General features: G+C 72.6%; 17 protein-coding genes and 1 pseudogene. 14 read left to right on the plus strand and 4 right to left on the minus strand.

Annotated elements, in window-relative coordinates; translation table 11 throughout:
• Positions 1–244: 244 nt before the first annotated feature.
• Positions 245–1,609, minus strand: coding sequence for a sensor histidine kinase (locus F1615_RS31740; RefSeq protein WP_149552492.1), 1,365 nt, complete (start codon positions 1,607–1,609; stop codon positions 245–247).
• Between the two features lie 108 nt (positions 1,610–1,717).
• Entirely contained in the window at positions 1,718–2,977 is a 1,260-nt protein-coding gene (locus F1615_RS31745; protein WP_149552493.1) for a sensor histidine kinase, read from the minus strand.
• A gap of 240 nt (positions 2,978–3,217) precedes the next feature.
• Between F1615_RS31745 and F1615_RS31750 the strand changes: the two genes are divergently transcribed.
• The 13 genes and pseudogenes from F1615_RS31750 (at position 3,218) to F1615_RS31810 (ending at position 15,722) form a co-directional block, all read left to right on the plus strand.
• Complete coding sequence (locus tag F1615_RS31750) at positions 3,218–3,610, plus strand: NADH-quinone oxidoreductase subunit A (RefSeq protein ID WP_037929428.1); 393 nt, start codon at positions 3,218–3,220, stop codon at positions 3,608–3,610.
• Entirely contained in the window at positions 3,601–4,260 is a 660-nt protein-coding gene (locus F1615_RS31755; RefSeq protein ID WP_149552494.1) for an NADH-quinone oxidoreductase subunit B, read from the plus strand. Before F1615_RS31750 ends, F1615_RS31755 begins: the two co-directional genes overlap by 10 nt.
• Positions 4,257–5,864, plus strand: a complete 1,608-nt coding sequence (locus F1615_RS31760; protein WP_149552495.1) for an NADH-quinone oxidoreductase subunit C — start codon at positions 4,257–4,259, stop codon at positions 5,862–5,864. The genes F1615_RS31755 and F1615_RS31760 overlap by 4 nt, the downstream gene beginning before the upstream one ends.
• The gene (locus F1615_RS31765; protein ID WP_149552496.1) at positions 5,861–6,829 is read left to right on the plus strand and encodes a complex I subunit 1/NuoH family protein; all 969 of its coding nucleotides are present in this window, start codon (positions 5,861–5,863) and stop codon (positions 6,827–6,829) included. The genes F1615_RS31760 and F1615_RS31765 overlap by 4 nt, the downstream gene beginning before the upstream one ends.
• Positions 6,829–7,380 (plus strand): NuoI/complex I 23 kDa subunit family protein, encoded by a 552-nt coding sequence (locus tag F1615_RS31770; RefSeq protein ID WP_149552497.1) that lies wholly within the window; start codon positions 6,829–6,831, stop codon positions 7,378–7,380. Before F1615_RS31765 ends, F1615_RS31770 begins: the two co-directional genes overlap by 1 nt.
• Positions 7,377–8,012 carry an NADH-quinone oxidoreductase subunit J family protein gene (locus tag F1615_RS31775; RefSeq protein WP_149552498.1) on the plus strand — a complete coding sequence of 212 codons (636 nt, stop codon included), beginning with the start codon at positions 7,377–7,379 and terminating at the stop codon, positions 8,010–8,012. The genes F1615_RS31770 and F1615_RS31775 overlap by 4 nt, the downstream gene beginning before the upstream one ends.
• Complete coding sequence (gene nuoK, locus F1615_RS31780; RefSeq protein ID WP_149552499.1) at positions 8,012–8,419, plus strand: NADH-quinone oxidoreductase subunit NuoK; 408 nt, start codon at positions 8,012–8,014, stop codon at positions 8,417–8,419. The genes F1615_RS31775 and nuoK overlap by 1 nt, the downstream gene beginning before the upstream one ends.
• Positions 8,416–10,413, plus strand: a complete 1,998-nt coding sequence (locus tag F1615_RS31785; RefSeq protein ID WP_149552500.1) for an NADH-quinone oxidoreductase subunit L — start codon at positions 8,416–8,418, stop codon at positions 10,411–10,413. The genes nuoK and F1615_RS31785 overlap by 4 nt, the downstream gene beginning before the upstream one ends.
• A gap of 6 nt (positions 10,414–10,419) precedes the next feature.
• Positions 10,420–11,994, plus strand: coding sequence for a complex I subunit 4 family protein (locus F1615_RS31790; RefSeq protein ID WP_149552501.1), 1,575 nt, complete (start codon positions 10,420–10,422; stop codon positions 11,992–11,994).
• Positions 11,991–13,490 (plus strand): NADH-quinone oxidoreductase subunit N, encoded by a 1,500-nt coding sequence (locus F1615_RS31795; protein ID WP_149552502.1) that lies wholly within the window; start codon positions 11,991–11,993, stop codon positions 13,488–13,490. The genes F1615_RS31790 and F1615_RS31795 overlap by 4 nt, the downstream gene beginning before the upstream one ends.
• Positions 13,491–13,765: 275 nt before the next feature.
• A complete protein-coding gene (gene htpX, locus F1615_RS31800; protein WP_149552503.1) occupies positions 13,766–14,629 on the plus strand; it encodes a zinc metalloprotease HtpX in 864 nt (287 codons plus the stop codon).
• Positions 14,626–15,021 (plus strand): YccF domain-containing protein, encoded by a 396-nt coding sequence (locus F1615_RS31805; RefSeq protein WP_149552504.1) that lies wholly within the window; start codon positions 14,626–14,628, stop codon positions 15,019–15,021. Before htpX ends, F1615_RS31805 begins: the two co-directional genes overlap by 4 nt.
• Before the next feature lie 127 nt (positions 15,022–15,148).
• Positions 15,149–15,722, plus strand: a pseudogene (locus F1615_RS31810) (SMI1/KNR4 family protein).
• A 20-nt stretch (positions 15,723–15,742) separates the two neighbouring features.
• On the opposite strand, the gene F1615_RS31815 reads toward F1615_RS31810, so the two are convergent.
• Complete coding sequence (locus tag F1615_RS31815) at positions 15,743–16,990, minus strand: APC family permease (protein WP_149552505.1); 1,248 nt, start codon at positions 16,988–16,990, stop codon at positions 15,743–15,745.
• Positions 16,991–17,083: 93 nt separating this feature from the next.
• On the opposite strand from F1615_RS31815, the gene F1615_RS31820 reads away from it, so the two are divergent.
• Positions 17,084–17,350 (plus strand): GlsB/YeaQ/YmgE family stress response membrane protein, encoded by a 267-nt coding sequence (locus F1615_RS31820; RefSeq protein WP_149552506.1) that lies wholly within the window; start codon positions 17,084–17,086, stop codon positions 17,348–17,350.
• Between the two features lie 53 nt (positions 17,351–17,403).
• On the opposite strand, the gene F1615_RS31825 is transcribed toward F1615_RS31820, so the two are convergent.
• The gene (locus F1615_RS31825) at positions 17,404–17,892 is read right to left on the minus strand and encodes a YajQ family cyclic di-GMP-binding protein (RefSeq protein WP_024883143.1); all 489 of its coding nucleotides are present in this window, start codon (positions 17,890–17,892) and stop codon (positions 17,404–17,406) included.
• Positions 17,893–17,960 lie beyond the last annotated feature (68 nt).

Genomic DNA, 17,960 nt, shown 5'->3' on the forward strand with positions numbered 1-17,960 from the left:
CGGCCCCCCACGCCTGTTCCGGGCCCGCCCTCCTGGCGGGCCCGGTCGTCAACAGGTCCAGCATTCCAGCATTCGCCGGGGGATGGGCCGGGGCTACGCGATCGGGGGTGTCGCCGCGGGTCGCCGTCCGTGTGTGCGTCCCGTGGCTCCGCTCCGCACGCGACCGGCGCGCGGACGGGCGGGTGCGGGCTCCTGGCCCCGCACCCGCCCGTCCGCGGCCCGGTCTCCCGGTCTCACCACGTGGTCACCGGGTGCGCTCCGCGCGCCACGGCAGTTCGGCGGTCACCCGGGTCGGGCCGCCGGCCGGTGAGTCGACCACCAGGATCCCGTCCACCGCGTCCAGCCGCTCCGTCAGACCCGACAGTCCCGAACCCCGGGAGGTGTCGGCGCCGCCCACCCCGTTGTCCGTGACCTGGAGCATCAGCCGGTTCTCCGACCGCCACACCTCCACGGCCGCCCAGGTCGCCCGCGCGTGCTTGCTGACGTTCTGCAGCAGCTCCGAGGCCGTGAAGTAGGCGATGCCCTCGATGGCCGGCGCGGGCCGCTCCGTCAGGTCCACCTCCACCTGCACCGGGACCGTGCACCGGGAGGCGACCGAGGACAGGGCCGCGTCCAGGCCCCGGTCGGTCAGGACCGCCGGATGGATGCCGCGCGCCAGGTCCCGCAGCTCCTGCAGCGCCGTCTTCACCTCGCCGTGCGCCTCGTCCACCATCCGCGCCGCGACCCGCGGGTCCTCCCGCAGCTTCTCCTTCGCCAGCCCCAGGTCCATGGCCAGCGCCACCAGCCGGGCCTGCGCCCCGTCGTGCAGGTCGCGCTCGATGCGCCGCAGGTCCGCCGCCGCCGTGTCCACCACGACGCCGCGGTCCGACTCCAGCTCCACCACCCGCGTGGCCAGCCGGGACGGTCCGAGCAGCCCGTGCACCATCAGCCGGTCCACCATCGTCAGCGCCCGCACGATCCACGGCGTGGCGAGCGTGAACAGCAGGCCCACCCCCGCGGTCACCGAGATCTCGAAGGCGTTGTCCAGATAGATCCGGTGCTGCTCGTCGCCGTACAGCTGTATGCCGTCCTGCCCGGCGTACGCGGGGAAGACCCAGAACCACAGCGGGTACGTCAGCAGCGACCAGCCCAGCGTCCACAGGGTCACGGTGACGGCGAAGGAGAGCACCGCCCACGGCAGCTGGATCACCGCGTACAGCAGCGACCGCCAGGACGCGCCGCTCTTGAGCACGGCACCGACCCACCCCATGAGCCCGTGCCGCTTCGTCCGCAACGGCTCCGGCTCGCCCACCTCCAGGCCCAGCAGCCCCCGCGCCCGCGCCCGCTCCACCGACCCGAGGCCCCGGCAGCCGGCGAGCGCCGCCGCCAGCACCGGGACGCCGAGGAACGTCACCAGCAGGCCCGCCCCCAGCGACACCATGGTGACCGCGTACGTGAAGAGCAGGATGCTGATCGGCAGGCTCAGCAGCACGTACCCCAGCTCGCGCCAGGTGCGTCCCTCGACCGGCGCCCGCAGCGCGGCCGGCATCCGGTGCCGCCGTCCCTCGGCGTTCCCGGTGTGTCCGGGCCCCGCGTGGAGCCCGTAGCCCTGTCCGTACTCCGTGGCCATCGGCGTCGTCCTTCTTCTCGTCCGGAGCTGTGCTGTCCTTTCCCCAGACTGCTCCGCCGCAGGTCGGCGGACCATGGAGGCCGTCGCAGTCTTGGGCGGGGGTTTTCCCTACCTCCGGCCGCGGACGGACGCCCCCTTGGCCGTCCGCGCGTCCGGGGCGAGGACACCGGAACGGTCCCGCCACGGCAGCTCCGCCGTCACGGTCGTCGGACCGCCCTCCGGCGAGTCCACGACGAACAGTCCGTCCACCGCGCCCAGCCGGTCGGCGAGGCCCCGCATGCCCGTCCCGCCCTCCAGGCTCGCGCCACCGCGCCCGTCGTCCCGGACCTGGAGGAACAGCCGGCCCTCCGACCGCCATGCCTCGACCGCGGCCGACCGGGCCCCGCTGTGCTTGCTGACGTTCTGCAGCAGCTCCGAGACGGTGAAGTAGGCGATGCCCTCGATGGCGGCGGCCGGGCGCTCGTCCAGGTCGACGGTCACCGTCACCGGCACCGTGCAGCGCGAGGCGACCGAGGACAGGGCGGCGTCCAGGCCCCGGTCGGTCAGCACCGCGGGATGGATGCCGCGCGCCAGGTCCCGCAGCTCCTGCAGGGCCAGCTTCACCTCGCCGTGCGCCTCCTCCACCATGGACGCCGCGGCGTCGGGGTCCTCCAGGAGCTTCTCCTTGGCCAGGCCCAGCCCCATCGCCAGATTGACCAGCCGGGCCTGCGCCCCGTCGTGCAGATCGCGCTCGATGCGCCGCAGGTCCGCCGCCGCCGTGTCGACCACCACGCCCCGGTCGGACTCCAGCTCGGCGATGCGCTGCTCCAGTTCGTCGGAGGGGGACAGCAGGCCGCGCACCATCGCCCGGTCCGCGTTGGTCAGGGCCCGCACGACGAACGGCAGCACAGGCCACAGCACGAACAGGCCGGTCAGCGTGACGACGAAGGTGAGGATCCCCCACGGCAGCCGGATCAGCTCGTACAGGACCGTGCGCCAGCCCACCGGGTCCTTCAGCGCCATCCACAGCTGAGGCCAGAACCCCCCGGGCCCGCGCAGGGGCAGCCGGCTCGGCTCCTCCACCCGCACCCCGAGCAGCTTCCTGGCCCGCGCCCGCTCCAGCCTGCCCAGCAGCCGCGCGCCCATCAGTCCGACGGCGAGCAGCGGGAACCCGATCACCGTGACGGTCAGTCCGAGACCGGTGGACAGCATGGTCACCGTGTAGACGAAGCCCACCAGCGACACCGGGAGGTTCGCCAGGAGATGGGCGATCTCCTTCCAGGTGTGCGCGTCGTAGGCGAAACGGGCCGGCGGCGGGCGGTCGCCGTGCCCTGCCGGTTCCGGCACTGCCGTGACGGGCGTGCCCGGGGGCGCGAAACGTTCGGTCATGTGGCACAGCCTGCCCGGAGCCGGGAGGCCGGCGCCATGGAGCGGACCGCCAGGGCGCACTGAGGAAAACCCTACCCCCGCGTGCGGAGCGGTGACGGGCTGCTTACTGTGCCTTTATCAGGGCCTAGACTCCCGTGCGTACAGATCGTCGAACCATGGCGTTCGGCGTTCACCGGCACGGATCGAGGGCACGGGACAGGCATGGGCCCGGGCGCCGATCCGAGGGAGTGAGGGGCGGACGTGCGGGAATCGACCGTCGTCGCGGCGGACTACTTCCAGTCCTACTCGGTCGTCGGACTGCTCGCCGTCGTCGGCCTGCTCTTCGTCGCCGTGGCCTTCGGGGCGGGACGCCTGCTGCGGCCGGTGGTCCCCACGCCCGAGAAACTCATGACGTACGAGTGCGGAGTCGACCCCGTCGGTGAGGGCTGGGCCCACACCCAGGTCCGCTACTACGTCTACGCCTTCCTCTACGTGATCTTCGCCGTCGACTCGATCTTCCTCTTCCCCTGGGCCACGGTCTTCGCCGCCGACGGCTACGGTGCGACCACCCTCGTGGAGATGTTCATCTTCCTCGGCTTCCTCGCCGTGGGTCTGCTGTACGCATACAAGAAGGGCGTCCTGACATGGACGTGACCCCGTCCGCCCCCGAGCCGGTCCTGCTTCCGGAACCGAAGAGGCTCGGCGCGCTCGCCCGGCTGGCGCCCGAGCCGATGAAGGTGGTCCTCAACTGGGGCCGCCGCTACTCGCTCTGGGTCTTCAACTTCGGCCTCGCCTGCTGCGCGATCGAGTTCATCGCCGCGTCGATGGCCCGGCACGACTTCATCCGCCTCGGCGTCATCCCGTTCGCCCCGGGACCGCGACAGGCCGACCTGATGGTGGTGTCGGGCACGGTCACGGACAAGATGGCGCCCGCGGTGAAGCGCCTGTACGAGCAGATGCCCGAGCCGAAGTACGTCATCTCCTTCGGCGCGTGCAGCAACTGCGGCGGCCCGTACTGGGACTCCTACTCCGTGACCAAGGGCGTGGACCAGATCATCCCGGTCGACGTCTACGTCCCCGGCTGCCCGCCCCGGCCCGAGGCGCTGCTCCAGGGGGTCCTGAAGCTCCAGGAGAAGATCGCACGGGAGTCGCTGGGGGAGCGGTACGGCACCCCGGCGCCCGGTGCCGCCTCCGCCGCGGGGCGGCCCTCGGCGGCGGCGCTGCGGAGCGGGCTGGTCGCGCCGCCTGCGCCGCCCGCGCCGTCCGGTGAGACCGGTGAGACCGGTGACAGGGGGGAACGATGACCGCGGTCGGCTGGCTCCCCGCCGGCGCCGAGGAACTCTTCGGTGCGGAGGCCACGGCGGAGGAGTCGTACGGCGTCCTGACCGTCGACGTACCGCCCGCCTCCTGGATCGACGCCCTGAGGGCCGCGCGCGACCGTGTCGGCTGCACCTTCTTCGACTGGCTGAGCGCGGTCGACGAACCCGGCACCGGATTCCGCGTCACGGCGCACGTCGCCGCCCTGGCTCCGGTACGGCGCCTGCTGCTGCGCACCACGGTGCCGCACGAGGCCCCGACGCTGCCGTCCGCCGTGGACGTCTACGCGGGCGCCGCCTGGCACGAACGCGAGACGCACGAGATGTTCGGCGTCGACTTCACGGGCCACCCCGGCCTGGACCACCTGCTCCTGCCGGACACCTTCGAGGGCCACCCCCTGCGCAAGGACTTCGTCCTCGCGGCCCGGGTCGCCAAGGCCTGGCCCGGCGCGAAGGAACCCGGGGAGCCTGCGGCGGGCGCGGCGCACGGTGGCCCCAAGCGCCGCCAGATGCTTCCCCCCGGCGTCCCCGACCCGAACGAGTGGGGTCCCCTGAAGGGCCAGCTCCCCCCGGCCCCCGCCCGCCCGGCCCGGGGCGCGGGCAGGCCGGCGGCAGCCGGGGCACGAACCCCCGGCGACCGCCCGCCGCGCCGTACCCGTACGGCGTCGGAGGGCTCGGCGAGCCAGGCGGCCACCACTGAGCCTTCCGCCCAGCCTCCGGCCTCCCCGCGCCGTGCCCGTACGGCGGCTGAGGGCTCGGCGAGCCAGGCGGGCGGTCCGGAGGCTCCGGCGCGTCGGGCGCGGAGCGCGAGTGAGGGGTCGGCGTCGCAGCGTTCGGATACGCCCGCCGCCGGCGGCCCCCGCCGGGCGCGCACCGCGTCCGAGGGGTCGGTGAGCCGGCGTGCCGCGGCGGACGGAGCGGCGGCAGCGGGTGAGGAAGCCGCCCCCACCGAGGGCAGGCCCGACCACAGGCCCCCCGCCGCCCCGCGCAGCCCTGACGCCCCCTGGCACCACGCCCGCCCGGCCTTCACCGAACCGGAACCGGAACGCAACCCGCAGCCCGGCGCCGCCCCCCAGTCCGGGACCGGCACCGAGCCCGGGACCGGCACCGAGCCCGGGACCGGGCCGCCCACCGAGCGCGAGCCCGAGTCCGGGCCCGGCACCGGAACTCAGGCCGGGTCTCCCACCGAGCCCGAGGCCGGGTCTCCCAGCGAGCGCGAGGCCGGGCGGCCCGAGCGTGAGCCTGAGGCCGGGTCTCCCAGCGAGCGCGAGGCCGGGCGGCCCGAGCGTGAGCCTGAGGCCGGGTCTCCCAGCGAGCGCGAGGCCGGGCGGCCCGAGCGTGAGCCTGAGGCCGGGTCTCCCAGCGAGCGCGAGGCCGGGCGGCCCGAGCGTGAGCCCGGTACCGAGCCCCAGGGTCGGCCGCCCACCGAGCGCGGGGCCGAACCCGGCGCCGATCCGGACCGCGCTTCCGTCGCCGAACCGGAGCCCGGGACCGACGGCGGATCCCGAGCCGCCGCCGACACCCGCCCGGGGACCGGTGGCGGCGACCCCGAGACCACCACCCCCGAAGACCCGTCAGGAGGCCCGCGGTGAACGACGTGCTCGACGTCGCCCTGCGACTCCTGGTCGTGTTCGTCGTCTTCCTCACCTTCCCCCTGATCGTGGGTCAGACCGAGCACAAGGTGATGGCCCACATGCAGGGCCGCCTCGGCCCGATGTACGCCGGTGGCTTCCACGGCTGGGCCCAGCTCATCGCCGACGGCGTGAAGTTCGCGCAGAAGGAGGACGTGGTCCCGGCCGGCGCGGACCGCCGCATCTTCCAGCTCGCCCCCGCCGTCGCCCTCCTGCCGTACCTCCTCGTCCTGCTCGCCATCCCGATCGGCCCGGGCGAGGGCGCGGTCGGCCAGGTGCTGGACGCCGGCGTGTTCTTCGTGCTCGCCGTCATGGGCGTCGGCGTCCTCGGCTCGCTCATGGCGGGCTGGGCCTCCGCCAACAAGTTCTCCCTCCTCGGCGGCCTGCGCACCGCGGCCCAGCTCCTCGCGTACGAACTCCCGATGCTGCTCACCGCCGCCTCCGTGGCGATGGCGGCCGGCACGGTCTCCCTCGTCGGCATCCTCGACGCCTTCGAGTGGTGGTGGCTGCCCTGGCAGATCACCGGCGCGCTCGTCTTCTTCGTCGCCGGCCTCGCCGAACTCCAGCGGCCCCCCTTCGACATGCCCGTCGCCGACTCCGAGATCATCTTCGGCGCGTACACCGAGTACACCGGTCTGCGCTTCGCCCTCTTCCTCCTCGCCGAGTACGCGGGGATCGTCGTCCTGTGCGGACTGACCACCGTTCTGTTCCTGGGCGGCTGGCACGGCCCCTGGGGCGCCGACGGACTCGGCTGGGCCTGGACCCTGCTCAAGACCGCGGTCCTCGCCTTCGTCGTCATCTGGCTCCGCGTCACCTACCCCCGGCTGCGCGAGGACCAGCTCCAGAAGCTCTCCTGGACCCTCCTCGTCCCCCTGTCCCTCGCTCAGATCGCCCTCACCGGCATCGTCAAGGTGGTGTTCCTCTAGTGGCCCCGATCCCCGGCTCCGGCCTGGCCAAGGGCCTGGCCGTCACCCTGCGGACGATGACGAGGAAATCCGTCACCGCCCCGTACCCGGACACCCAGCCCGACCTCCCGCCCCGCACCCGCGGCGTGATCGGCCTGTTCGAGGAGAACTGCACGGTCTGCATGCTGTGCGCCCGCGAGTGCCCGGACTGGTGCATCTACATCGACTCCCACAAGGAGACGGTCCCGGCGGCGACCCCCGGCGGCCGCGAACGCAGCCGCAACGTCCTCGACCGCTTCGCCATCGACTTCTCCCTGTGCATGTACTGCGGCATCTGCATCGAGGTCTGTCCTTTCGACGCCCTGTTCTGGTCCCCGGAGTTCGAGTACGCCGAGACCGACATCCGCGACCTCACCCACGAACGCGACAAGCTCCGCGAGTGGATGTGGACCGTCCCGGCCCCGCCCGCCCTCGACCCCGGCGCCGAGGAGCCGAAGGAACTCGCCGCCGCCCGCAAGACCGCCGACAAGCTCGCCGCCGCCCAGGCCGAACCGCAGGAGGAGGAGTCGTGACCCTCGCCGCAGCCGCAGGAACGGCCGCGCACGCCACGACCGCCACCGCCGCCGAGACGCACGGCTTCCTCTCCCCGACCGGGGTGGAGATCGCCTTCCTCCTCGTCGGCCTGGTCACCCTCGGGGCCGCCGTCATCACCGTCACCACCCGGCAGCTGGTGCACGCCGCCCTGTGGCTGGTGGTGGCCCTCGGTGGCCTCGCCGTCGAATACCTGCTGCTCACCGCGGAGTTCATCGCCTGGGTGCAGGTCCTCATCTACGTCGGTTCCGTCGTCGTCCTCCTCCTGTTCGGGCTGATGCTCACCCGGGCCCCCATCGGCCGCTCACCGGACGCCGACTCCGGCAACCGGTGGGTCGCCCTCGCCGTGTCCGTCGCCGCCGCGGCCGCCCTGGTGTGGGTGGTCGTGGACGCCTTCCGGACCACCTGGATCGACCTGGACGGCGCCCCCGCCGGCTCCACCGAGGTGACCGGCGCGAGCCTCTTCCAGCACTGGGTCCTCCCCTTCGAGGCCCTCTCCGTCCTCCTGCTCGCCGCCCTCGTCGGCGCGATCGTCCTGTCCCGCAAGGCGAAGGCCGACGCCGCGACGGCCCCCACCACGGGCACCCGGCGCGACACGGAAGGGGCCCGCTGATGCACCTCGCCTATCCCGCCGTGCTGTCCGCCCTCCTCTTCTGCACGGGCCTGTACGGCGTCCTCGCCCGCCGCAACGCGATCCTGGTCCTGATGTCCGTCGAGCTGATGCTCAACGCCGTCAACCTGAACCTGGTCGCCTTCGACGTCTGGCTCAGCCGGGCCGCCGAGGAAACCCTGCACTCCGGCCAGGCCCTGGCGCTGTTCACCATCGCCATCGCCGCCGCCGAGATCGGCATCGGCCTGGCGATCGTCCTCGCCGTGTACCGCAACCGCGGCACCTCGGACATCGACAGGCTCCGCGACACCGCCGAGGGCCACGGAGGCGACGGCCCCGACGGCGACGTACCCGGCGGCGACGCCGCCGCGACCCGGGCGGCCGCCGAGAAGGCTGAGGCCACCGCGTGACCACGACCACCCTCGCCGTCCTCGTCCCCCTCCTTCCCTTCCTCGGCGCGATCGCCGGACTGCTCCTGGGCCGCACCGCTCCCGGATTCGTCCGTCCGCTCGCCGTCCTGCCCACGTTCGTCTCGCTCGCGCTCGCCGCCGTGGTCGCCGCGCGCCAGGGCGGCGACGGGGCCGTCGACGCCGCCACCGAGCTCACTCCCACCGGCTCGGTCCCCGTCGAACTCGCCCTGCACGTCGACGGTTTCGCCGCGCTGACCGCCGTCCTGGTCACCCTCGTCGCCGGCTGTGTGCAGATCTACTCGACGGGCTACCTGCGCGACGACCCCCGCTACCCCTCCTACGCCGCCCTCGTCTCCCTGTTCACCTCCGCGATGCTCCTGGTCGTCTACTCCGGCGACCTGATGGTCCTGCTGGTCGGCTGGGAAGTCATGGGCATCTGCTCCTACTTCCTCGTCGGCCACTACTGGGAGACCCCCGAGGCGCGCGCCGCCTCCCTCAAGGCCTTCCTGGTCACCAAGCTCGGCGACGTCCCCTTCCTCATCGGCCTGTTCGCGCTGGCCACCGACGCCGGGTCCTTCCGCATCACCCGGATCCTCGGCGCCGTCGCGAACGGCGGCATCGAACACCCCACCCTGATCGCCCTGCTGCTCCTGGCGGGCGTGGCCGGCAAGTCGGCGCAGTTCCCGCTGCACACCTGGCTGCCCGACGCGATGGCGGGCCCGACCCCCGTCTCCGCGCTGATCCACGCCGCGACCATGGTCGCCGCCGGTGTCTACTTCGTCGCGCGTCTCCTCCCGCTCTTCGAGGCCTCGCGGGCCGCGATGGTCGTCCTCGCCGTCATGGCCGCCGTGACCATGGCCGGCTCCGCGCTCGCCGCCCTCGCCCAGGACGACATCAAACGCGTCCTCGCCTACTCGACGATCGGCCAGCTCGGCTACATGACCGGCGCCCTCGCCGTCGCCGACCGCGGCGCCGCCGTCTTCCACCTCCTGTCCCACGGCGCCTTCAAGGCGCTGCTGTTCCTCGCCGCCGGCGTGATCATCCACGCGGCCGGCACCAACTCACTGGCCGCCATGTCCCGCATGGGCCACCTGCGCGACCGCGTCCCCGACGCCTACTGGACGATGACCGTGGCGCTCCTCGCGCTCGCCGCGATCCCGCCGTTCAGCGGCTTCTTCTCCAAGGAGGCCGTCCTCGGGGTCGCCGAGCACGTCGTCACCGGCCACACCGAGCACGCCCCCGCGGCGGCGGGCTGGATCGTCCTGCTCGCCGGCCTCGTCACGGCCCTATTCACCGCGGCGTACGCGACGCGCCTGTGGCTGCTGGCCTTCCGCGGGCAGGGCACCGAGGCGCCCGACCACGGCAGGCAGCCGCTGACGATGACGGTGGTGCTGTGGGTGCTCGCCGTCCCGTCCCTCGCGTTCGGCGGTCTGGCCTTCCGCGTGCTGCCCGACTGGTTCGACGGCCAGGACCTGACCCCGACGCTCACCACCTCCGTGCTCGGCACGGGCGTGGCCCTGGTCGGCGGCATCATCACCTACGCCACCTGGCGGCACACCACCGCGCACGCGGCGTCCCGCGTCCCCCTCGGGGCGGTCGCCGCCCACCCCGAGGGCGACGCCGGACTGGTCGAGGCGGAGGCCATCGCGAGCCACGAGGCGGCCTACGGAGACATCGCGTCCGCGGCTGACCCGTCGGACCCCGGCCGGCTGCTGCTCGGCCCGCTGCACCGGCACGCGGCCGCCGGCTTTCACCTGGACGCCGTGTACACGGCCCTCTTCGTCCGCCCGGTCCGGGCCGGCGCGAGCCTCGTGCGGTTCCTCGACCGCGAGGTCGTCGAGACCTACGTACGCGGCGCGGGCGCGCTGCCCCGCTGGCTCGGTGCCGCCGTGCGACGGGCCCAGACCGGCAATCTGCAGACCTATGTGAGCGCGCTGCTCGCCGGCACCGTCGTCCTCGCGGTCGCCGTCGTCCTCGTCGCCACGGGAGCGTGAGCAGGCGTGATCGATATCAACGAGTCCGTGATGCAGTTCCTTCTTGCGTTCCTCGTCGTCGGCCCGCTCCTCGGCGCCGCCGCCGCCCTCCTGCCGGCTCCGCCCGGACTGAAGGGGAAGTCACCCGAGCAGGCCGTGCTCCGCCACGGCGTGACCGTCACCGGGGCGATCCTCCTCGCGGCGCTCGTCCTCGCGCTCGGCTTCGACCACGACCAGCCGTCGACGATGCAGGCCACGACCGACATCAGCTGGATCCCCGCGCTCGACGTGCGCATCCACCTCGGCACCGACGGCATCTCCCTCCCCCTCCTGGTCCTGACCGCGCTGCTGACCTTCCTCAGCGCCCTCCACTCGTACTTCAAGCCGCCCACGGGCCCGTCCCCGAAGGCCTTCGTCGCCCTGCTGCTCGTCCTCGAGTCCGGCACCCTGGCGACCTTCGCCGTCCTCGACCTGATCCTGTTCTTCGTCGCCTTCGAGATGGTCCTCATCCCGATGTACTTCCTCATCGCCCGCTGGGGCGGCGAGGGCCGGGCCGAGGCCGCCTGGAAGTTCATCCTCTACACGCTGCTCGGCTCCGTGGTCATGCTGCTCGGCCTGCTCCTGATCGGGATCGAGGCGGGCACATTCGACATGGTGGCACTCGCCACTGACAACGGCCGGTCCCTGACCACGTCCGTGCAGGTCATCGCCGTTCTGGCGATCGGGATCGGGCTCGCGGTCAAGACCCCGATGTGGCCACTGCACAGCTGGCTGCCCGACGCCCACACCGCCGCGCCGACCGTCGGCTCTGTCCTGCTGGCCGGCGTCCTGCTGAAGATGGGCACGTACGGATTCGTCCGGATCCTGCTGCCCGCGGCGCCGGACGGCTTCCGCACCTTCGCGCCCTACCTCGCCGCGTTCGCCGTCGTCGGGATCATCTACGGATCCCTCGCCTGCCTGGCCCTCGCCGGACGCGGAGCCAAGGGCGACCTCAAACGCCTCATCGCCTACTCCTCCGTCGGCCACATGGGCTTCGTCCTCCTCGGCATCGCGACCATGACCCCCACCGGCGTCAACGGCGCCCTCTTCGCCAACGTCGCCCACGGCCTCATCACCGGCCTGCTGTTCTTCCTGGTCGGCGGCCTCAAGGACCGCACCGGCAGCACCGACCTCGACACCCTCGCCCGGGAGACCGGCGCCGCCCTCTACGGCAGGGCCCCGCGCCTCGGCGGCCTGCTCGCCTTCGCCGCCGTCGCCTCCCTCGGCCTGCCCGGCCTCGCCGGATTCTGGGGCGAGATGCTCGCCCTCTTCGGCGCCTTCGACCCCGCCGAGGGACTCAGCCGCCCCGCCTTCCTGACGTTCATGGCGATCGGCGCGTTCGGCACCCTGCTGACGGCCGCCTACCTGCTGATCGTGGTCCGCCGGGTCTGCATGGGCGCCGTCCCGCAGGACGCCCCGCACCTCACCGACGTGCGCTCCTACGAGTTCGCGGCCTGGACCCCGCTCGTCGTCCTCACCGTCGTCGCCGGGCTGTGGCCGGGGGCCCTCCTCGGACTGACCGATCCGGCCGTGCAGCAGCTCCTCCCAGGAGGCACCCGATGAGCTCCCTCGTCCAGTCCGTCGACTGGCTGGCCATCGCGCCGCCCACCATCGCGGCGGTCGTCGGACTCGTCGTCCTCGTCGCCGACCTGTTCGTCGGCGAGAGCCGGAAACCGCTGCTCGGCTGGGTCTCGGTGGCAGGACTCGCCGCCGCCACGCTCATGCTGCTGCCCCTCCTCGACGCCGACCGCGGCACCTTCTGCCTGGTCGGCGAGACCGGCGTGTGCAGCTACACCGCGGACCGCTTCACCCTCGTCATCCAGTTCCTGGTGCTCGGCGGCGCCCTCCTGGCCGCCCTGCTGTCGGTCACCGCCCTGAAGGACGAGGGCAAACGGCTGCCCGAGGGGGAGTACTGGTTCCTGTTCCTCTCCTCCGCGGCCGGTGCCGCCCTGCTGCCCGCCTCCCGCGACCTGGCGACCCTCGTCGTGGCCCTCGAGGTCGCCTCCCTGCCCGCCTTCGCCCTGGTGGGCCTGCGGCACGGTGACCGGAAGTCCTCCGAAGCGGCCCTGAAGTTCTTCCTGTCCTCCGTCACCGCCACCGCGGTCAGCCTGCTCGGCATCAGCTTCGTCTACGCGGCCACCGGAACCCTCCACCTCACCCTGGTCGCCGAGCGGATCCAGACCGTCGACGGACAGCTCCACACGCTCGCCCAGACCGGCGTCGTCCTCACCCTCGTCGGCTTCGCCTTCAAGACGGCCGCCGTCCCCTTCCACTTCTGGGTCCCCGACACCTACGTGGGCGCCCCCCTGCCGATCGCCGCGTACCTGTCGGTCATCGGCAAGGCGGTCGGCTTCTCCGGTCTGATCCTCGTCACCGTCGTCGCCCTGCCGTCCTACGCCGACGTGTGGGGCCCCGCCCTCGCCGCGCTGGCCGCCCTCACCATGACCGTCGGCAACGTCGGCGCCCTCCGGCAGCGCGCCACGCGCGCGTACAGCGCGGTGCGCCTCCTCGCCTGGTCGTCCGTCGGCCAGGCCGGCTACCTCCTGGTGCCGATCGCCGCCGCCGCGTACTCCGACGACGCCGAGAAGTCGATCGGATCCACCCTCGCCTACGCCCTCATGTACGGCGTTGTGAACCTGGGCGCGTTCGCGGTGGCCGCCCTCGTGGGCCGCGCGCACCGTCTCAACCGCGTCGCCGACTACCGGGGCCTGTACGCCTCCAGCCCTCTCACCGCGCTCCTCCTGGGCTTCTTCCTGCTCTGCCTCGCCGGGCTCCCGCCGGGCATCATCGGCCTCTTCGCCAAGGTCACCGTGTTCGCGGCGGCCGTCGACGCCGGACTCGGCTGGCTCGCCGTCGTCATGGCCGTCAACGTCGTCATCGCGCTGGTCTACTACCTCCAGTGGACGGCCCTGCTGTTCCGCGCCCCCGAGGGCGAGCCGGCCCGGCACCGCCTCCCCGCCCCCCTCACCGCCGCGATCGCCCTGACCGGCGTCGCCGGCATCGCCCTGTCGGGCGCACCCCAACTGGTCCTCCGCTTCACCGACACCGGACTCTTCTGAGCACACCGGGCCGCCTCCCGCACGCGCGCGTCAGGCCACCCGACGCCCACGCGCGCGTGCCGGCCGGGGCGCCCTCCGGGGCCGCCCGGGACGGCCGTCACCCGGACGGTTTACACGCGCCACCGCGCGCACAAGGGAACTAGTGCCCCTCGCCTGGCGTTGACCGGTACGGGAGGGTCCACTGGACGTGACACCGCGAGACCAGTGGGCAGCGCAGGTCAGAAGGAAGATCAGCAAGCGAGGTTCCCCCTGCCGCACGATTTGGAGGGCGTACCGTGCACCGCCGGCACAACGGGCTCAGGACCGCAGTCCTCCTCGGGGGACTGTCCGCACTCATCATCGTCATCGGCAGCTTCTTCGGCCGTACGGGGCTCGTCGTCGCCGTCCTGATCGCGCTGGGCACCAACGCGTACGCGTACTGGAACAGCGACAAGCTGGCCCTGCGGGCGATGCGCGCCCGCCCGGTGAGCGAGTTCGAGGCCCCGGGGCTGTACCGGATGGTCCGTGAGCTCTCCACGCAGGCCCGCCAGCCCATGCCCCGCCTGTACATCTCCCCGACGGAGGCACCCAACGCCTTCGCCACCGGCCGCAACCCGCGCAACGCGGCGGTGTGCTGCACCGAGGGCATCCTGCGCCTGCTCGACGAGCGGGAACTGCGCGGCGTCATCGGCCACGAGCTCAGTCATGTCTACAACCGCGACATCCTGATCTCCTCGGTCGCCGGTGCCCTCGCCTCCGTGATCATGTTCCTGGTCAACTTCGCCTGGCTGATCCCCATCGGCCGCTCGGACGACGACGACGGCCCCGGTCTGCTCGGCATGCTGCTGATCATGATCCTCGGCCCGCTCGCCGCGTCCCTCATCCAACTGGCCATCAGCCGCTCCCGGGAGTACGAGGCCGACGCCTCGGGCGCGCAGCTGACCGGCGATCCACTCGCCCTCGCCCGCGCCCTGCGCAAACTGGAACGCGGCACCAAGCAGCTTCCGCTGCCCCCCGAGCCCCGCATCGAGACGGCCAGCCACATGATGATCGCCAACCCGTTCCGTCCGGGGCAGGGGCTTGCGAAGATGTTCTCCACCCACCCGCCGATGGCGGAACGCATCGCCCGGCTCGAGAAAATGGCAGGTCCCCACCAGTGAAGACCATCCTGAATCTCATATGGCTCGTCTTCAGCGGCTTCTGGCTGTTCCTCGGCTACCTGCTCGCGGGCGTGCTGCTCTGCATCACGATCATCGGCATCCCCTTCGGCGTCGCCGCGTTCCGCATCGGTGTCTACGCCCTGTGGCCCTTCGGGTACACGACGGTCGAGCGCCGGGACGCGGGCGCCCCTTCCTTCCTCGTCAACGTGCTGTGGCTGCTCCTGGCCGGCTGGTGGCTGGCGCTCGGTCACATCGTCACCGGCATCGCGCTGTGCGTGACGATCATCGGAATCCCGCTCGGCCTCGCCAACTTCAAGCTGATCCCGGTCTCACTGTTCCCGCTGGGCCGTGAGATCGTGCGCACCGACCGGGCGTTCACAGAGCGCTGGTAGGGCAACAGAGCGCTGGTAGGGCAGGGGACCCACTCGCAGGTCCCCGGCCCGGCCCGGGAGTTGTCCACAACCCCGAGGTTGTCCACAGGCCCGCACGGCTGTCAGTGGCGGCGCCCATCATGAACCCATGGCCGAGCACGAGCAGTTGCTGACACAGGTGGCGGACAAGGCCCGCAACACCCGCCCGTGGGGCCGGCCTTCCCTCCCTGAGCCCATCGACGCGGCCACGCCGGCGCGCGCCGAGGCCACCCTGGGTTTCTCCCTGCCCCCGCTGCTCGTGCAGCTCCATCTGCGGACAGCGGACAGCGGACGGCGGCTTCGGCCCCGAGTACGGTCTGCTGCCCCTCCTGGACAGCGCGCCCTCCGGCGAACCCGCCGCCGTGGCCCAGTACCTGGCCCGCCGCGAGAGCGGCCGGGAGGACCCGGACCGGTCCTGGCCCGAGGGCGTGCTGCCGATGTCCCACCGGGGCTGCGGCATGTACGCCTGCGTCGACTGCCGCTCGCCCCGGGCCACCGTCCTCCTCTTCGGACCCAACCCGGGCGACCCGGACCACGCCTGGTTCCTCGACTCCCCGGACCTCACGGACCGGCTCCACTCCTGGCTCCGGGGCACGGGCTGGTACGAGGAGGAGAACGAGGACACGGACCTGGCGCCGTGGACCGGTTTCCCCGGCCCCGCGACGGCGGCGCGGACGCCCTGACCGAGCCCCGTACGCGTCGGCTACCGCCGGCCGCTCAGCCCGCGCACGCCGTACACCACCACGCCGGCCACCAGGACCCCCGCGCCCGTGACCACCGAGACCCAAGGCAGCGAGAACGCCAGTACCAGACACCCGGCCAGCCCCACCGCCGGCACCACCCGCGCCACCACCCTCGCGTCGAGCGTCCAGGCCGAGGCGTTGGCCACCGCGTAGTACGTCAGCACGCCGAAGGAGGAGAAACCGATCGCACCCCGCACATCCACCGTGGCGGCCAGCACGGCGACCACGAGCCCCACCGCCAGCTCCGCCCGGTGCGGCACCCGGAACCGCGGATGCGCGGCGGCCAGGGCGCCCGGAAGATGCCGGTCCCGGGCCATCGCCAGCGTCGTCCGCGAGACCCCCAGGATCAGGGCGAGCAGCGAACCCAGCGCGGCCACCGCCGCGCCCACCCGCACCACCGGCGCGAGCCCGGGAACGCCCGCGGCCCGCACCGCGTCGGCGAGCGGCGCGGTGGCGTCGCCCAGCCCTTTCGGCCCCAGGACCGAGAGGACGGCCACGGCGACGGCCGCGTACACGACCAGCGCGATGCCGAGCGCCAGGGGGATCGCCCGGGGGATGGTGCGTGCCGGATCCCTGACCTCCTCACCGAGCGTCGCGATACGGGCGTACCCGGCGAAGGCGAAGAACAGCAGACCGCCCGCCTGGAGCACCCCGCCCGCCCCGCCCGACACCCCGATGTCCAGCCGCCCGGCATCGGCCTCTCCCGACGTCAGACACACGACCACCACGGAGGCGAGGACCGCCAGGACCACACCCACGATCGCCCGCGTCAGCCACGCGGACTTCTGGACACCGCCGTAGTTCACCGCGGTCAGCAGCACCACGGCGGCGACCGCCACGGCGTGCGCCTGCTCCGGCCAGACGTACGCGCCCACGGTGAGCGCCATCGCCGCACAGGAGGCCGTCTTGCCCACCACGAACGCCCAGCCCGCGAGGTAACCCCAGAAGTCCCCGAGCCTCTCGCGCCCGTACACGTACGTGCCGCCCGAAGCGGGGTACAGGGCGGCGAGGCGCGCGGACGAGGTGGCGTTGCAGTAGGCGACCACGGCGGCGACGGCCAGACCCAGGAGCAACCCGGAACCGGCCGCGTGCGCGGCGGGCGCCAGGGCGGCGAAGATCCCGGCTCCCACCATCGAGCCGAGACCGATGATGACGGCGTCACCGACACCGAGCGTGCGGCGCAGTTGGGGGCCGGACGTGTCTGTCACAGGACCGCACCTTACTGATCAGGTGCAACCGCCACATGTACGGGTGGCGTCTTCCAGGGTGCGAGGGCGACGGGAAAGGGGCAGGTGTACGGCATGACGATCATCAGCTGGATCATCCTGGGGCTGCTGGCCGGAGCGATCGCGAAGTTCCTGCTCCCCGGCCGCGACCCGGGCGGCCTCATCGGCACCACCCTGATCGGCGTCGCCGGCGCGTTCATCGGCGGCTGGATGTCGGCCCGTTGGTTCGACCACCCGATCACCAAGGACTTCTACGACGGCACCACCTGGGTCGCCGCGATCGGCGGCTCGCTGGTCCTCCTGATCGCCTACCGCATCCTGTTCGGCCACTCACGCGACTGACGCGGGGTGGGCACCGTGCGGGTGCCCACCCCTCTCAGCCGCGCCCGGCGGCCCTACCGGTAGTTCACGAACTGCAGCGCGAAGTCGAAGTCCTTGCCCTTGAGGAGGGCGATGACGGCCTGGAGGTCGTCCCGGCTCTTGGAGCTCACCCGCAGCTCGTCGCCCTGCACCTGGGCCTTCACGCCCTTCGGGCCCTCATCCCGGATGATCTTCGCGACCTTCTTCGCGTTGTCCTGGGAGATGCCCTCCTCGATGGACGCGAAGATCTTGTATTCCTTGCCCGAGAGCTGCGGCTCGCCCGCGTCGAGGGCCTTCAGGGAGATGCCCCGCTTGATCAGCTTGGACTGGAAGACGTCGAGGACAGCCTTCACCCGGTCCTCGGAGTTCGCCTCCATGAGGATCTTCTCCCCGGACCACGAGATCGAGGCGCCCACGCCCTTGAAGTCGTAGCGCTGCGAGATCTCCTTGGCGGTCTGGTTGAGGGCGTTGTCGACCTCCTGCCGCTCGACCTTCGAGACGATGTCGAAACTGGAGTCGGCCATGTCCTGTGGCTCCTTGAATCGGGGTGCGTATCGGCTGCGCACCGAATGCGTACCGGCGTACGTGAGGC

The organism is Streptomyces marokkonensis (assembly GCF_008312835.1).
Taxonomy (GTDB): domain Bacteria; phylum Actinomycetota; class Actinomycetes; order Streptomycetales; family Streptomycetaceae; genus Streptomyces; species Streptomyces marokkonensis_A.

What these genes read in the sequence shown, in the direction of transcription:
- F1615_RS31740 (WP_149552492.1), bottom strand. Translation starts at nt 1,609, where the DNA reads ATGGCCACGGAGTACGGACAGGGCTACGGGCTCCACGCGGGGCCCGGA.
- F1615_RS31745 (WP_149552493.1), bottom strand. Translation starts at nt 2,977, where the DNA reads ATGACCGAACGTTTCGCGCCCCCGGGCACGCCCGTCACGGCAGTGCCG.
- F1615_RS31755 (WP_149552494.1), top strand. Translation starts at nt 3,601, where the DNA reads ATGGACGTGACCCCGTCCGCCCCCGAGCCGGTCCTGCTTCCGGAACCG.
- F1615_RS31760 (WP_149552495.1), top strand. Translation starts at nt 4,257, where the DNA reads ATGACCGCGGTCGGCTGGCTCCCCGCCGGCGCCGAGGAACTCTTCGGT.
- nuoK (WP_149552499.1), top strand. Translation starts at nt 8,012, where the DNA reads ATGCACCTCGCCTATCCCGCCGTGCTGTCCGCCCTCCTCTTCTGCACG.
- F1615_RS31795 (WP_149552502.1), top strand. Translation starts at nt 11,991, where the DNA reads ATGAGCTCCCTCGTCCAGTCCGTCGACTGGCTGGCCATCGCGCCGCCC.
- F1615_RS31820 (WP_149552506.1), top strand. Translation starts at nt 17,084, where the DNA reads ATGACGATCATCAGCTGGATCATCCTGGGGCTGCTGGCCGGAGCGATC.
- F1615_RS31825 (WP_024883143.1), bottom strand. Translation starts at nt 17,892, where the DNA reads ATGGCCGACTCCAGTTTCGACATCGTCTCGAAGGTCGAGCGGCAGGAG.